This is a genomic window from Isosphaeraceae bacterium EP7 (assembly GCA_038400315.1).
GTDB lineage: Bacteria > Planctomycetota > Planctomycetia > Isosphaerales > Isosphaeraceae > EP7.
The window spans coordinates 3,166,499-3,181,180 of sequence record CP151667.1 but is presented as its reverse complement, the minus strand read 5'-3'; the positions used below and the strand labels follow the sequence as shown (position 1 = coordinate 3,181,180).

At 68.6% G+C, this 14,682-nt stretch carries 12 protein-coding genes; 3 read left to right on the top strand and 9 right to left on the bottom strand.

Features of this window, described 5'->3' with window-relative positions:
* Position 1: 1 nt before the first annotated feature.
* The 6 genes from tssA to EP7_RS12255 all read right to left on the bottom strand — a co-directional run bounded on the left by tssA (position 2) and on the right by EP7_RS12255 (position 8,317).
* Positions 2-1,915, bottom strand: a complete 1,914-nt coding sequence (tssA, locus tag EP7_RS12280) for a type VI secretion system protein TssA (RefSeq protein WP_463528141.1) — start codon at positions 1,913-1,915, stop codon at positions 2-4.
* A gap of 3 nt (positions 1,916-1,918) precedes the next feature.
* Entirely contained in the window at positions 1,919-2,755 is an 837-nt protein-coding gene (locus tag EP7_RS12275) for a type VI secretion system accessory protein TagJ (RefSeq protein ID WP_463528140.1), read from the bottom strand.
* Positions 2,756-2,913: 158 nt separating this feature from the next.
* Entirely contained in the window at positions 2,914-4,470 is a 1,557-nt protein-coding gene (locus EP7_RS12270) for a DUF2271 domain-containing protein (protein WP_463528139.1), read from the bottom strand.
* A gap of 107 nt (positions 4,471-4,577) precedes the next feature.
* On the bottom strand, positions 4,578-6,278 hold the full coding sequence (locus EP7_RS12265) for an EF-hand domain-containing protein (RefSeq protein ID WP_463528138.1): 1,701 nt from the start codon (positions 6,276-6,278) through the stop codon (positions 4,578-4,580).
* 578 nt (positions 6,279-6,856) lie between these two features.
* Positions 6,857-7,261 carry a Crp/Fnr family transcriptional regulator gene (locus EP7_RS12260; RefSeq protein WP_463528137.1) on the bottom strand — a complete coding sequence of 135 codons (405 nt, stop codon included), beginning with the start codon at positions 7,259-7,261 and terminating at the stop codon, positions 6,857-6,859.
* Positions 7,262-7,504: 243 nt separating this feature from the next.
* Positions 7,505-8,317, bottom strand: coding sequence for a hypothetical protein (locus EP7_RS12255; protein WP_463528136.1), 813 nt, complete (start codon positions 8,315-8,317; stop codon positions 7,505-7,507).
* Positions 8,318-9,358: 1,041 nt separating this feature from the next.
* On the opposite strand from EP7_RS12255, the gene EP7_RS12250 reads away from it, so the two are divergent.
* The 3 genes from EP7_RS12250 to EP7_RS12240 all read left to right on the top strand — a co-directional run bounded on the left by EP7_RS12250 (position 9,359) and on the right by EP7_RS12240 (position 11,518).
* Positions 9,359-10,870, top strand: coding sequence for an FHA domain-containing protein (locus EP7_RS12250; protein ID WP_463528135.1), 1,512 nt, complete (start codon positions 9,359-9,361; stop codon positions 10,868-10,870).
* 76 nt (positions 10,871-10,946) lie between these two features.
* On the top strand, positions 10,947-11,207 hold the full coding sequence (locus EP7_RS12245) for a ribbon-helix-helix domain-containing protein (RefSeq protein ID WP_463528134.1): 261 nt from the start codon (positions 10,947-10,949) through the stop codon (positions 11,205-11,207).
* Positions 11,204-11,518 (top strand): type II toxin-antitoxin system RelE/ParE family toxin, encoded by a 315-nt coding sequence (locus tag EP7_RS12240; RefSeq protein ID WP_463528133.1) that lies wholly within the window; start codon positions 11,204-11,206, stop codon positions 11,516-11,518. The genes EP7_RS12245 and EP7_RS12240 overlap by 4 nt, the downstream gene beginning before the upstream one ends.
* Positions 11,519-11,548: 30 nt before the next feature.
* Here the strand turns inward: EP7_RS12240 and EP7_RS12235 are convergent, their stop codons facing one another.
* From EP7_RS12235 to EP7_RS12225, 3 genes are all read right to left on the bottom strand, one after another.
* Positions 11,549-12,523, bottom strand: a complete 975-nt coding sequence (locus tag EP7_RS12235) for a hypothetical protein (RefSeq protein ID WP_463528132.1) — start codon at positions 12,521-12,523, stop codon at positions 11,549-11,551.
* Positions 12,524-12,622: 99 nt separating this feature from the next.
* On the bottom strand, positions 12,623-13,549 hold the full coding sequence (locus EP7_RS12230; RefSeq protein WP_463528131.1) for a WD40 repeat domain-containing protein: 927 nt from the start codon (positions 13,547-13,549) through the stop codon (positions 12,623-12,625).
* 30 nt (positions 13,550-13,579) lie between these two features.
* The gene (locus tag EP7_RS12225) at positions 13,580-14,578 is read right to left on the bottom strand and encodes a DUF1559 family PulG-like putative transporter (RefSeq protein WP_463528130.1); all 999 of its coding nucleotides are present in this window, start codon (positions 14,576-14,578) and stop codon (positions 13,580-13,582) included.
* Positions 14,579-14,682: the final 104 nt, after the last annotated feature.

The following is a 14,682-nucleotide window of genomic DNA, read 5'->3' as shown; positions in this document are numbered from 1 at the left end:
TTCATGCATGCGTGCCGCCATCGCCGCATGCCATCGCCGCGTCGATATCCAGCCGGCAGAGCCGCGTGAAGGCCTGCTGCGCCCGCTCCGAGGGGGCGGGGTCCAGCGCCTTCAGGCAGCGGTAGAGGGCCGCCCAGACGCGTGCGATCAGCCGCTCGTCTTCCCAGTGCTCCAGCCTGAAATCATCGACTTGCCGGGCCAATTCCTCGGCCAGCGGCAGGGCGACACGGACGTGGCCGGCCATCAGGCAGAGCTCGGCCATCTGCAATTTGCGGACGAACCTCTCGCGCCCCGTCGACGACCCGTTCAGGGCTCGCCGCAGCAACTGGATCCCCTCCCCCGCCCGGCCTGCCTGCGCCAGCGGCAAGGCCAGGTCCCAGGGATCGAGTTCGGACGTCTCGGCGTCGCGCATGTCTGGCGGAGGCGGGATATAGGCGGGCGGGGCGGGCGTTTCCACGTGTGCCGGTTGTTCTGTTGCGTCGAACTGCTCGCGCAGCCAGGCGCGGGTCTCGGCGTTGGCGGCCGGGGTGCCGTCGGCCAGTTCCTGGTCGGGCAGCCCGGGATAGGATCGCAGCAAGGCGCCGAGCAGGGCCTTCGCGGCGGCGGCCGGTCGGGACAGGTCGCCGCCGGCGCCTTGTTCCATCGCCGAGATCGCCAGCCGCTGGGCGTCGAGCCAACCCCGGCCTTCGGGGCCCGAGACCGCGGCCTCGGCCTGCGCCAGCGCGGCCTCCCACTCCCCGTCCGAGGCGAGCCGACGCAATGACTGGCGCGCCTCGCTGGAAGGCGCCTCCAGGATCGCTGGATCAACGGATTCGCCCGCGTCGAATACGTCGGCCATCCGCAGGGCACGCGGGACGAGATAGCCGGCCGACGACTCGGCCCTGTTGCGCCGCAGATACTCGGCCGCGTCGAGGATGCGCCCTCGCGCCTCATCCGCGTCGGCAATCGGCCCTGATGTCGACGTTTTGGGCCTGGAGACACGCCGGGGTGCCTCGATGACGGGCTCGGGCTCAAGTTCTTCCGTCGCCTCGGCTTCAGGCTCATCCTCGACAAAATCGTCGCGTTCTTCGATCTCCTCGGTCTCTTCCTCGATCTCCTCGTCGACCGCCGGCGCCGCGTCGGGCTCCCGCTCGCGCTTGAGCTTGACGGTCGGGACGAGGAACTTGCGCAGGTCCTCGATCGCCTTCTTGATCTCGACCAGGCTGGGGGCCAGCCGGCCGAAGCGGTCGTTCGCGGCCGTGTCGAGGTCTTTCCAGGCTTCGAGGCAACCGTCGAGGTCCTCGGAGAGCAGCTCGTAGAACGCGCGCGGGGTCTGCGTGACCTGGGTGTCGAAGTCCTCGGCGCGCACCAGGGCGGCGCGGTCGACGGGCTTCATCTCTTCGAGCAGGTCGGGATTCTTGCGGAGGTCGTTCTCGATCTCGCGCGACTTCTTCCAGTCGAAGAAGCCGAAGGGCCGGTCGCCGAGCCCCCTGGTCAGGGGCATCGACCGCAGCAGCGGGGGGATGGTCCCGTTCAGGAAGACGAACGGGCCGAGGCGCGATTCGAGGTCGCCGTCGTCGATCTCGGGGTGGTACGTCTCCCAGAACGATTCCTGGATGGCGCGGACGAGTTTAAGGCCGTCGCGCAGCCCGGCCGGGCCGTGCCTGCGGGCCAGGGCTTCGGCCATCCAGGCGGCAATTTGCGCATCTTTGGACTTCGTGCGCAGGCAGGCGAGGCCCAGGTCGACGACGGCGTCCCAGTCGGCCACCTTGGAGTCGCTGGACTGCCAGACGCCCACGTTGGAACTGTCGTCGGATCGCCTGGCCTGGCGGATCGCGTCGTACTCGGGCTCGTAGACCAGGCTCTCGCCCGAGGGGCTCTCCTCGCGGATCGGCGCCAGCAATTCATCCAGGTCCAGCAGCGGAGGGGTCGGCATGGCTCAGGCCCGCTCCCCCGCGTCGGTGTCGGCGGTTTCGCGGGCCATCTGCAGGGTGCCCAGCTCGCCCACGGTCCAGGCCTCATCACCCACCAGGCAGAGCTTGGCACCCAGGCCCCGGCGCAGCTCCGATCCGGGCTCGAATTCCTGCCAGTCGGTGGCTCGGCCCAGCTTCACCGACTCGTCGGCGTGCGTGTGAGAGCCGGGATAGAGTGCGGGGAGGAAGACCTCGCCGAGCTGGCCGTCGTGGGTGGCCAGCTTGGCGGGGGCCCAGATCAGGTCGCGCAGCCGCTTCGGCGGGTCCACTTCCAGGTATTGCACCTGCGACCAGGGGACCCAGAAATAGCCGGCCGCCGTCAGCACCTCGACCACCGGCGCCAGCACGTCGTCGGCGTCCCGCACCTCGTCGAACTCCACCCCGTCGCGCGACCCGCGCACTACCTCGTGCAACCCCTCGGCCCGCTTCAGCAGCTCGCCGGCGCCGGCGGCGTCCCCGGCGGCCAGTTGCGCGAGGGCGTCGGCGTGCAAGGCCACGCCTTCGGGCGGCAGCAGCGGGAACCGGGGCCTGGCCTTGCCGGCGAAGACCGCCGCGCGGGAACGCTCGGCGGCGAGCAGGTCGACGTACTGGCGGACGCCGAGCTGGACCTCGGTCTGGGTCGTCTCCAGTCGGCCGATCGCGTCGAGCTGCTTGCCGGCGCGGTCGTACTCGCCGGCGAAGCAGAGCAGCTCGAACAGGAAGACGCGCAGCCCCTTGTCGGTCGGTCTGGCCTTCAACTCGGCCCCGAGCACGGCGATGGCCTCGCCCAGCCGTCCCGCTTCCAGCAACTCCCTGGCCGTCATCGCCGCCCCCTCGCCTCGCGCCGCACCCCCCCGATTCTCGGATGTGTCCTGACGGTACGACACCCCCCGGTCGCGGGCAAGCATGGTCGTCCGCCAATTCCGACCTGATGTCGGCCGGATCGGCAGATCCGGAAGCGGCGGGGTGAACGCTCTCTTCCTCAGCGGGCGTCGGCCTTGCGCCTGTACTCGACGGAGGCCGCCTTGATCTCGACGTTCGCCTCCAGCGTCTCGGCGATCGGCGTGTCTCCCAGCGTCAGCTCCTTGCGGATGAGCTGGTGCGTGCCGTGCTCGCGGGCAACCTCGATGGAGAGGGTGTACTTCCCTTGATGGAGGCGCTGGCCGCGGTCGTCCGTGCCGTCCCAGACGACCTTGTACTTGCCCGCGGGCCGGGTCGCCCTCGACGTCGTCTCGACCAGGTCGGTCTTGTCCACGAGCCGCCGGACCTGGTCGGCCTTGTACCAGCGCTTCAGGTCGGGGATCCAGCGAGGCCCAGGCGAGGTCGACTGCACCCAGAGCGTCAGCGTCCTGACCGCCAGGCCATCGGCGTCCTCGACCCAGATCGCCACATAAGGTCGACGATAGCGCCCGGCCTTCCCCGTGGGGGGGCTGATCTCGAAGTCGACGGCCAGCTCGAAGGCGTCATTCCAGGCCGCCTTGCTGCCGTCGGCCGTCGGCGTGTCGTTCCGGAGCGAGATCGTCGAGATGCGCGGCCGCTCGAAGCGCCGGAAACCCTGGCTGCGCGAGACGACCCCGTCGGCCGAGACGAGCAGGCATTCGACCCCAGGGATCGACTCCACCAGCGTCAGGCTATCGTCCGTCGTCAGGATGCCCACGATTTTCGCCATCGCGTCCGCGTCGGCCAGATTGGGGGCGATCACCGTGGCGCTGACCACCCGGTCGAGCGGCTGGCCGTCGCGCGGGTCGAAGATGTGCGAATACCGTCGCGAGCCGATCGTGAAGCCTCGTTGATCGTTGCCGCTGGTGGCGACCCCGAGATTGGCGACCTCGATCGTCGTGATCGGCCGCGAGGTCTCCGAGTCGCGCCCGGGCCAGGCGATCCCGATCGCCTGATCCATCGGGCCAACCACTCGCAAGTCGCCGCCGACGTTGAGCATCAGGGCCCGCACGCCGCCCGCCCCGACCTTCGCGGCCTCGCAGGCGCGATCGACGATGTACCCTTTGGCGATCCCGTCCAGGCTGAGCGGGCAGTTCGACAGATGAGTCGCCGTCTTCGCGTCGCGGTCCAGCCGCCAGGCGGGCTCGGCCATCAGGGCGAGGGCCCCGGCGCGTTCGGCCTCGGTCGGAACTCGACCCTCCTTGGCGCACCTCGACCAGAGCTCGGTCAGGGCCTGCACCCTCGGGTCGAAGGTCCCCTTCCCCCGGCTCCTCCAGGCATCGGCGCGTTCGAGCATCTCGAACAGCTCGGCGGAAACCGGGGTCGGCACGCCGACGGTTTTCTGCCAGCGGCGGAACTCGCTCGAACCGTCATAACCGCTGAGAATGGCCGAGAGCCGGTCGATCTCCGCGAGCACCGCGGCCTCAGCCCGGCCGGCGGCCCCGGAGTCGTCGGCCCTGACGCGCAGCTCCATTGACGTGCCCATCACGTTCTCGTGATGGAACGCGAATTCGCCGGCGGCCCTTGCATCCGCCATCGCGGAGAGGACAAGCACCAGGACCAGGGACCGGGCGGCACCACTCATCAGCGTTCGCGGCATGATTGATCCCATCAAGGTCGCTCTGTCTCACGCTAAACCGGAGAATCCGCGGGCCGAACGGCCGGGGGCGAGGGGCGAACCTCATCCCCCGGCCGTTCGCCGATCGATCAACGGCCCGATTCGCCGCCGGCCAGCGAATCCTGCAACGCATGGAGCTCGGCGGCGCCGAGGACTCCGACGAGCTTCGACTGCAACTCCACGCGGGCCTGCTCGGCCGAGCTGCGGAGCGCCTGGCGATAGTCGGCCAGCACGTCCAGGGCCTTGGCCCGGGCCGCGCCATCCTTCAGGTCGTCGACCGCCCCCTCGATGAGAGCGACGTTCACCCCGCCGACCGCGCCCTGGATGAACCGATCGAAGCTCTCTTGATTGGCGATGACGGCCAGCTCGGCGGCGTCGAGGACCTCATCGCGGTTGGTGTCACCGCCCTTCAGCAGCGCCTGAAGCCGCTCGGGCAGCTCGGCCTTGGTGACCTTGCCGTCCTTGTCGGCATCGAACCCGGTGATGCGGTCGACCGAGGACTCGGTGACTACGGACCTGCGCTGGGCGTGGTGCGCGTCCTGGACGCGCGTGACATGCTCGAGGCGCGGGGGCATGGCGTCGACCTCGGCCGTCGACAGTCGGCCGTCGCCGTCGGTGTCGAACGTGAGCAGGCGCTCGACGACCTTCGTGGCCGGGATGTACTGGCCGTTGAACCCGCCGCCGCGAACCTTGAGGGCCGCGATGACGTCCCCCTGGAAGGCCCGGTAGGCCGCGTCGCCCAGGGTGTCCGCAAGCTGATCCAGGAGCCGCGCACGCAGCTCGGTCGGCTGCTTGCGGACCGTCTCCCGATAGGTCTTCACCAGCGCGATCGCCTGCTGCGTCTGGGCGTCGCTGAAGCCGTGCGAGCCCAGGGCCTTCTCGAAGGCGCTCGGCGCGTCACTGCCGCGGCGGGTTTGCAGGCCGGAAACCAGCGCCTCGCGGCGCTCCCACATCTGCAGCTCGGCCGCGTCGAGCACCCCGTCGCCGTTGGCGTCGACCCGGTCGAGCAGGTCGTGCTTCTTGCCGAGCAGCTCAACCCTGGTGAGCCTGCCGTCGTGGTTAATATCGAACGCCAAGAGCCGCTCGACGTTGGCCACGCCGCCGCGGTCGGCGCTCCGGCCGTCCAGGTCGTTGAACTCCCTGGGCAGTCCGGTGCGGTCATGCTCGGCGTCGATGACCTTGATCTCGGCCGGGTTCAGAGAGCCGTCCTTGTCGGCGTCGGCCCGGTCGAAGATCGCCAGGATCGGCCCGACCAGCTCGGCGCGGCTGACCTTGCCGTCGCGGTCGGCATCCTGGAGCAGCACGCGGGCGGCGGTCTGGGGCACGCCCCGGCCGTTCAGCTCCAGCAGCAGGTCCCTCGGCAGGCTGAGTGCCCCCATGTCCTGCGCCATCTCCTTGATCTCGGCGAGCGCCAGGGCCCCGTCCTTGTCGGCGTCGGCCTTCTCGATCAGGACGAAGAAGCGCGGCGGCAGCTCGGCCTTGGTGACCTTGCCGTCCTTGTTGACGTCGAAGGCCACGACCCGGTCGATCGTCGCGTCGCTGGCCCCGCCCAGGGCGACGAGGAAGCCGATGTACGTCTGGAGCGCATCGTCGAGCGGAACCGTCCGGGCGAACGTCAGCAGCTCGGGCCCATCAAGGAACCCGTCCTTGTTGGCGTCGTATCCCAGGACCCGCACGTCGAGCTGGATCGCCTCGGCCCCCTTCGGAGTATCCTCGGCCGCCGCCACCCCGACGAGACCCGCCAGCATGGCCCCGACCGCCCAGATCGGGCACCGCGTCTTCATCAACATCGGGCAATTCCTCAATGACCCCAACGGCCCCGCCACTGGGCCCGAATGGACTCGGCACGGACCGTTGACTGCGGGTCATGATACTGAGACTCAGTTTCAATCTCAAGGCAGTCGTGAGTCTTGACGCCGAATCTCGTCGGACTTGGAGGCCCACTGGGCCCGGCCGACCGCCCTGCTCCGGCCTTGCCCACCATCGCCGCGCGGCGGGTCTGATGCGACCGTTGCACTTCCGGGAAGAATGACTACGGCTTTACTTTTAAGAATGGCGCAAGTGGTATTGAATTAGTGTGTTGCGTCTCGATATCGGCCATGACACCGCGTCCCTCCGGCGACAGGTTGACCTCGCGTCAAATCGGCCCGATTTGGCTCAAAGGCCTGCTCGGGCGGTTGTTATTGACCGTTGACGTTCCTCAGAACGGGCGAGCCTATTTGGCCGTCACGCTGACGGCGATCACGAAGTTGCACCCCATCGGCACCAATTCGTTCGCGGGGATGTTAGTGACGATTCCGCCGTCGATCGGCGCCTGGCCGTTCCGGCAAATCGGGACGGAAAGCACCGGTAGATTGGAAGTGCCGCTTCAAGAGCCCGGCGTAGGTCGTGAGCCACAGACGGCGCAGGTCCGGGGGCGGAGCGTCAGTTCCATCGCCCGCTCGTCGTCGAGGCTCAGAACCGTGGTCGGCTCCAGCGCAATGACGCGGATCGGCACCGGTTCGGCGAGCACGCCAACCATCTTTCCGTACCGATCGCCGCGATCGATCATCCGGAACAGCGACTCGACGCCGCGGTGATCGACCCGTACCGCCTTGAGCCGCCCATTGAGGACGAAGCTGACGGTCGCCAGCACCTCGTTCGCCTCGTGAACGACGCTCCCCGCGGCATGATGCGTGGCCCGAGCGTGTCGCGCGACATCGTCCACGGCCTCGTCGGATACGCCGCGGAAAGACTCATTGACCTTGAGCAACGCGATGTCACCTGCATTCATGGCAACCGTCCTTCCGACCCGATTGAATGGCCGGGTCGCCACCGAGGTGACTCCCGGCCGTATCGGTCGACGCGCGAATCTCCTCACCTGACCCCCATCAGCCGTCGAGCAGGCCGATGATCGTCCGGCCCGACTCGGGAACTCTCGCCAGATCAAGACGCCGAGCACGTGGATCGGGCATCGGGGGACTCCTGAGGTCGAGCGTGGGCTAGTTCGGCGTCCGCCATCGGGGAGGACATCCCTCTATTTCTTCGCCGCGAGATCGTCCCCGACTCGAATCGTCTGGGAGATCTGGCGGATCGTTTCCTTGTAATAGTCCTCAATCCGAGAATCGACGACGAATGCGGCCGCGACGAGTTGCCCAGCGCCCGCATCAAAGACCCCAGCCGCGAATACGACGTCGACGCCGGTCTTCTTCCCCTTTGCCGTGCCGGTCAACACGGCGGTGCCGCGTTTGGTCACGGTCAACTCGTCATATTCGATGTCCTTGAGGTAATTCGGGAGCCCTTTCTGGACACGCTTGACCCCCTCTTGTTTGTCCGCTTTCCCTTCCAGGGGGCCGATCATCGCATAAGCTTGCCCGTCTGCACTGACGGCGGAGATATAGCGGTCTCCGGTGACCTGCTTCCAATCGGAAGGAAAGGTGATCCCAACGACGGGCTTGTCACCCATTCTCAGGACAGTCTCTGCGCCGGGTGCGGTCGCCGTCGGTCGGGTGGGCGTCCCCGCGGGTGGGGTGGTTACCACCGCCGGCGGGGCGGGGTCCAGCACCTGCGGCGGTGCTTGATTGAAATCCGACCGCGGAGCGCTCTGGTATGCCGCGGTGGCTTGGTATTGGTTGCGAGCCTGGACCTCTGTACTGACGGATCGGACAGCGCCGGTCACGGCACCAACCTTGGCGCCGGTCGCCGCTCCGGCCTCACCGCCCACGACTCCGCCGACCACCGCCCCGCGCACGCCAGTACGGACTGCCCCACCCCCACGCTGAGCCATGGTGTTGGGGGTCATCGTCAGGAAGGCCAGCGCTGCCACTCCCAGAACCTGGAACTTTGACATCGTGAGTTCTCCTGTGTCGCAGATTTCCCCCGGGGGCTGTCGAGTCTGGTACGGCACCAAGCTCACCTGAGAGTCGTCCTCCGGGGCTTCCGAGTCATCGGTCTCGAGCGACAATCGACACGTCCAGACGTGGTCCTCCGCGGGCGGCGTAAATCAAGATGGTCCGACGGATTCTCCCGGGTCGGGCCGATATGTTCCTTCGACCCGATCGAAAGGCCGGGTCGCCACCGAGGGAGCTCCCGGCCGCATCGGTCGACGTGCGAATCTCCTGACCAGCCCCCGGCCAAGCCTCCTGTCATCCGACCGCCGCCGACACCGCCCCGAATGCCCTTGTAGGTCCGGGCCGGTGCGCCCATGGCCCCCTGAGGTGCCCACCGGCCACACTGCCCTCACGGCCGCCGGGATCGTCGCTCCCGTCAGCCGTGGAGTCATTGCTCGCGGGACTCGCGTAGGTGTACGCCGCCTGACCGCACGTGGCGGGCGGGCCCGACGCCGGTGGCACGCCTCCGACGACGACGCCTTGCGTGTCATGGTCAACCCTCCCCTGGGACTCGGTGGGTTCACGACGAGAAGGCGCGTACGCGGCGGGACGCGACATCGTGTCGATCCCTTGCGCGTCAAGTTAACGCGCCCCGCCCGGAGATATCCAAAAATTCTTACGAAAATAATGCCCAACGTCATTAAGATGTGTTGGCGATTCAATTGCTATCGAAAAAATTGCGTAAATCGATCTCCGGCAATAAGTTGCGGCTCGGCGTCTGGCGGGATTCAGCTCCCTCGTTCCCCTTGGCCCCGGCGGGTTTTCGACCGCGCGTCAGATCGGCCTGTCGTTGGGCGCCCGATGTCCTGTGCGGGGCAGTCGCGTCAAGGATTGCGCGGAAGGTCGTCGGGTCGATCATCGAAGGGCAACTGTCGTACTAGGGCCTTTGCGGGGACGGGCTTGGGGCCTATCCTGGAAGGCATCAGTGGGCGAAAGATGGCGTCCGGCCGGCACGATGGCGTGCGGCCCGGATTTTGCGCGAGAATCGGGGGGGCGAGCCGATGGGGGTCTGCACCAATTGCCAGTCGACGCTCGGCCCCGGCGCCCGGAGTTGCCCACGCTGCGGGCGGCCTCAGGGCCAGGCCCAGCCGGGGGAGTTCGACACGATCCTCCCCCCCAAGCGACCCGCCTTCGGCGCCGGGGCGGCCGCGCCCGACTCCGGCCTGATCCCCCCCGCCCGGCCCGCCGCCCCGCCGCCGGCCGATCGGGAACGCGATCGAGATCGGGACCGCGAACGCCCCGCCAAGCCTCGTCCCCGGCCGCAATCCCCCGCGCCCCGCGAGGCCCGTCCCGAGCCCGCCGCCGCGCCGGGCCCCGCCCAGCCGCCGCCCGGCTGGCCGCAGTCCCCGCCGCCGGGCTACTGGTATCCGCCGCCCGGCCCGCAGGGCGAATATGCCCAGCCCTATCCTTATCCGGCCCCCGCGATGCCCCAGCCCGCACCGCCGCCACCCCGCGAGGCGCCCGGCCTGCTGGGTCGACTCCGAGGCCTGATCGGCGGCGAGCAAGGCCATGCCCCGCACCCGGCGCAGGCCCCCTTGCCGCCCGGCTACTACGGGCCCGGCGGCCACGGCCCGCAGCCTCAGCCGCAACCGGGTTATGCCCCCCAGCCGTACGCGCCGCCGCCCCCCGCCCCGGCGCAGCCCTACGCGCCGCCGCCCGTGGTGCCGGCCCAGCCGGGCCCACCCGGCCACGCGCCGGTGCCCCAGCACCCGCCGGTGCCGCGTCAGGCCCCGCCCCAGGCGGATGACGACGGCCGGACCCAGTTCGCCGCGGGCTTCAACTTCAAGAACCTGCGGCCCAAGCAGCCGACCTTGCTGCTGCAAATCTTCGACGTCTCGGGCGAGTGGATCGACTACGCCCCCATCCACGCCACCGGCCTGAACGTCGGCCGGTCGAAGCAGTCCAGCGACCACCCCGGCCTGGGCACCATGGCCTCCCGCCACATGCGCCTGGCCTACGACGACGGCAAGCTCGTCGTCGAGGACCTGGGCTCACTCAACGGCGTCTACCTCCGCGTCACCGCTCCAGTCGAGTTGGTCGACGGCATGCGCTTCCGCGTCGGCGTCCAGGTCATCGAGTTCCGCGCCCCGGACCCCTTCGAGCCCATGGCCCCGGCCGTCTCCGACGACGGCGAGGAGTTCTGCTCCAGGGACCCCGAGCCCTTCGGCGCCCTCGACCTGATCCGCCCCAACAACCGGGTCGGCCTCCGCTTTCCCATCACCAGCCCCGACCGCACCATCATCGGCCGAGAATCGTCGGGCAAGCTGGAAGGCCACCGCATCGGCGTGAACCTGGTGCTGGCCAACGACACCATGGTCAGCGGCATCCACGCCCAGGTCCGCCGCTCCGGCAAGACCTTCGTCCTGGAAGACCTGGGCAGTCGCAACGGAACCTTCCTCCACGTCCTCGGCTCCCGCCCCGTCCGCCCCGGAGACGTCCTGCAAGCCGGCCGCGTCCTCTTCCGCATCCACGACCCCGGCCGCGTCGACGACGGACCCGGCCGGGTATACTAGAAGCCTGGAGACCTCCCTCCCGGGATGGGCGACCGTTCGGGGACGATTCGCCGAGATTCAGCAGGAGATCAAACCAATGGACGCGATCTACGTCAACCTGCCCGAAGAGGTCAAGTCCTACGTCCAGTCACGCATCGCGGCCGGCGAGTATCAAGATATGGATGAATATTTCCTCTCCCTGATCCTCGCCGATCAGGATCGTCACGCGATCGATCGTCTCGACGATGAACTCCGAAAAGGCCTCAACTCGGGAGAGCCAATCCCGCTCGACGACCGATTCTGGGAGGAGAAGCGTCGGAAGATCATCGAGACGTATTCGAAGGTGGTCCCGAAGTGATCGATCGCCCGACGATCCTGCCGGAGGCGGCCGCCGATCTGGAAGACCAGGAACGATACCTGGGTGAGCGTGGAGGGATCGATCTCGTCATCACGTTCGCGGAGGCGGCACGCAAGACGTTCGACTTCCTGGCGAAAAACCCCAACATCGGGGAACGCTACCCCTCAAGAGCCGAAGACCTGGCCGGGCTCCGGGTCTGGAAAATCGACGGTTTCCCGAAGCACCTCGTGTTCTATCGCCCGACCGAGGATCGCCTCGAAATCGTCCGCGTCATGCACGGCCACAGGCAGATCGACCGGATCCTCGGCTGATGCCGGGGCCTCGCAAAAGCCCCGCGTCCCTCAATCCGGCACCACCATCCCGGGCCGCATCGTCAGCGCCGGCCTGGGATAATGCATCAGCACCGGCGCGGGCTCCGATGGGTCGCGTTGCGCCCGTGTCGGGGTCACCACGATCAGCCTCCGGGGGCTCTCGGGGCTGCCGGTTCCGTAGCCCAGCACCAGGCTCGACCCTTCGGCCAGGTCGCACGCGGCCTTGCCCGCCGCCTGGTCGAGGATCTCGAACTCGCCGTTGCGGTCCGGCGTGTCGGAAGTGAGACGGTTGAAGACGCTGACTCGCGCGGGCTTCGAGGTCAAGTCGTTGAGCCAGAAGGTGACCCTCGTCCCGGCCTCCGTCCAGCGCGTGGCCAGCTCGAGACGCGTCCCCGGCATTCCGTAGAAGGCCACGTTCTCGCCCGGGTGCGCGGCCGGGCGTGTCTTCGGGCCCTCCACGGGCCACGACCGTGCCGTCCCGCGCCCGTTCTGGAGGTACGCGGTCCGCGCCTCCTGCGTCGTCCTCACCAGCGGCAGCTCGATCAGGTGGCCCGCCCCGCTTCGACCGATCTGCAACGCCTCGTCGGCATCTTGTGGCCCGACAACCCAGGCGTGAATCGTCCTGCGAGCCGGCCCCGGAGTCACCTTCGGCTCATTCACGTCGCTCTCCGGGGAGACCTGGTACAACTCCCCATCAAGGCTCCGCGCCGTCGCGCTCCGCCCGTCCATGAACGCAGGTACGGGCCCCTGCCCGAGCTTGATGAACCGGACCCGATACTCGACCAGATGATCGACGTCGCCCAGGCTCTCGGGGGGCACGGCGACCGGCTGCCTCAGGCTCGGCGGGCGTTGACCGGGCAGGAATCTGGCCGACGCCTCCTCCGCGGGCCCGACGTCCGACTCGCCGCCCATGGTCCCCGAGGCGCGGGCGACCATGACGATCAGGGCGGCAGCCGGGAAGATCGCGATTGGCCAGATTCTCAGGCGAGTATTCATCGGCGTCATGCCTGGCAGCTCCTGGATCCGTGCAGGATGGTCGCGCGGGGTACTCTACCAGTTATGCCGTTTTCGCCAATGGCAAAACCCGCAGGGCAAGGTCCCCCGTCAGCGCGGCGAGGCGTCGAGCGTCCAGACGCGGACGAACCTGTCGCCGCAGGCGGCGGCCAGGATGGGGGCGTTGGCGGCGAAGGCGACGCCGGGAATTCGGTCGGTGCCGGCGGGGAGCGCGGCGAGGGGGCGACCGGTGGCGGTGTCCCAGAGGCGGACGAGCTTGTCGTCGCCGGCGGTGGCCAGGGTCTTGCCGTCACCGGAGAAGCGGACGGTGATGACCCGGTCGACGTGGCCCGGTAAATCGAGACGCTTTGATCCTTTGGCGGCGTCCCAGAGCGAGGCCGAGCCATCCTTGCCCACGATGGCCAGGGTCCGGCCGTCGGGGGTAAGGGCCAGTGCATAGGCCTTGCCCGAGGCGGAGTCGAGGGTGGCGGTCACGCGGCCCTCGGGCAGGCTCCAGAGCTTGACCAGGCCAACCCGGTCGGACGACGCGAGGACCTTGCCGTCCGCCGAGAGCGCCAGGCCGCTGATGCCCTCCTTGTGGTCCGAGAGCGTGGCGCGAGGGGACATCGAGTCGACGTCCCAGAGCCGGATGGTCGCGTCCTTGCTGCCCGAGACGATCGTCTTGCCGTCGCCGGAGAACGCCAGCGAGTAGACCCTCTGGTCGTGGCCGCTCAGGGTGCCGATCGGCTTGCCCGCGGGGCTCCAGAGCCGCACCAGCTTGTCGCCGCCTGCGGTGGCGAACTTCGATCCGTCGGGGCTGAAGGCGACGGCGTAGACGCGGGTGGCGTGGCCGTCGGCCTTCCAGGTTTCGCTCCGCCCCGCCACGTCCCAGCCCCGCAGGGCGCCATCCTCGTCGCCCGAGACGACCGACCGGCCGTCGGGCGAGACCGCGACGGCCGTCACCGACGCCTTGTGGCCGGCCAGCTCGAACCCGGCGGGATCGGCGGCGGCCAGCGCCAGGAATGCGAGAATCATCATGGTTGCATTTCCTTGTCCAATTCGAGGGGGTCAGTACGAGTCGGCCGACAGGATCTCGCCTCCGGCGATCGTCCCCAGGCCGCGCCAGGTGGCGCCGTTGATCGTGCTCTTGAGGAAACGGACGCTGCCGTCGGCGATCAGGGCGTTGACGCCACCCGGGTGGTAGCTGCGCGAGTTGACGGCGGCGAAGACCGGCTTCAGGGTCTTCTCGCTGGAGCCCACGATGTCGATGTCGACCAGCCGCGCGGGGCCCCCCATCGTCGGGCGGTTGGGGGTCCATGCGGTGGTGACGCCCGACTCCAGCACGCCGCCGTCGGCCCAGACGGTGTGGGCATCGTTCTTGATGGCGCAGGGGCCGACGTACTCGGGCGCCACGGCCTCGGGCGAGGCGTCGGGCATCGGCACGTTCGCCGGATTGTTGATGAGCGAGAGTGCGCAGTTGTTCATGCGCATGGTGTACGTCTTCACCTCGCCCGCCATCAGGGTCTGGCTCAGGCCGTCGGTGATGTTGGCGAATGTGACGCTGCGGTTGGGGCCGAAGGCCGACCGATTGTAGGGGCCCGCCAGGCCGCCCCAGACGAACCAGTCGCCCATGGCGAACCCGTAGCTGGAAACCCCCTGCGGGCCGTAGGCGCTGGCCTTGGGCTCGGGGTGAAGCTCGCTGGGGCAGAGGAAGGCCGCGACGTTGGTGTTGGAGACCGTCGTGTTGCCCGGGTCTTCATAGTTGTAGTTGAAGTTGATGGCGTTGGACATCGCCGACTGCTCCATGTACGGCAAGATCCGCCCGTGCACGCTCCAGGCGCTCAGCTTCTTCGTGCCGTCGACCAGCACCGAGATGATGAACGAGGGGGGGAGCGCCCCCACGCCGCTCTCGTAGTTGTGCAACGCGAGCCCGAGCTGCTTCAGGTTGTTGGTGCACTGGATGCGCCTGGCCGCCTCGCGCGCCGCCTGCACGGCCGGCAGCAGCAGGGCGATTAATACGGCGATGATCGAGATCACCACCAGCAGCTCGATCAGCGTGAAGGCCATCCGTGAGGGGCGTCGTCGCCGGGGGTTCGTCATGCGTCACCAAGCGGGGATGTCGAAGATGCAGAATCGCTCATCCCGGCCTCTGAGCACTTTCGGCGCCCGGT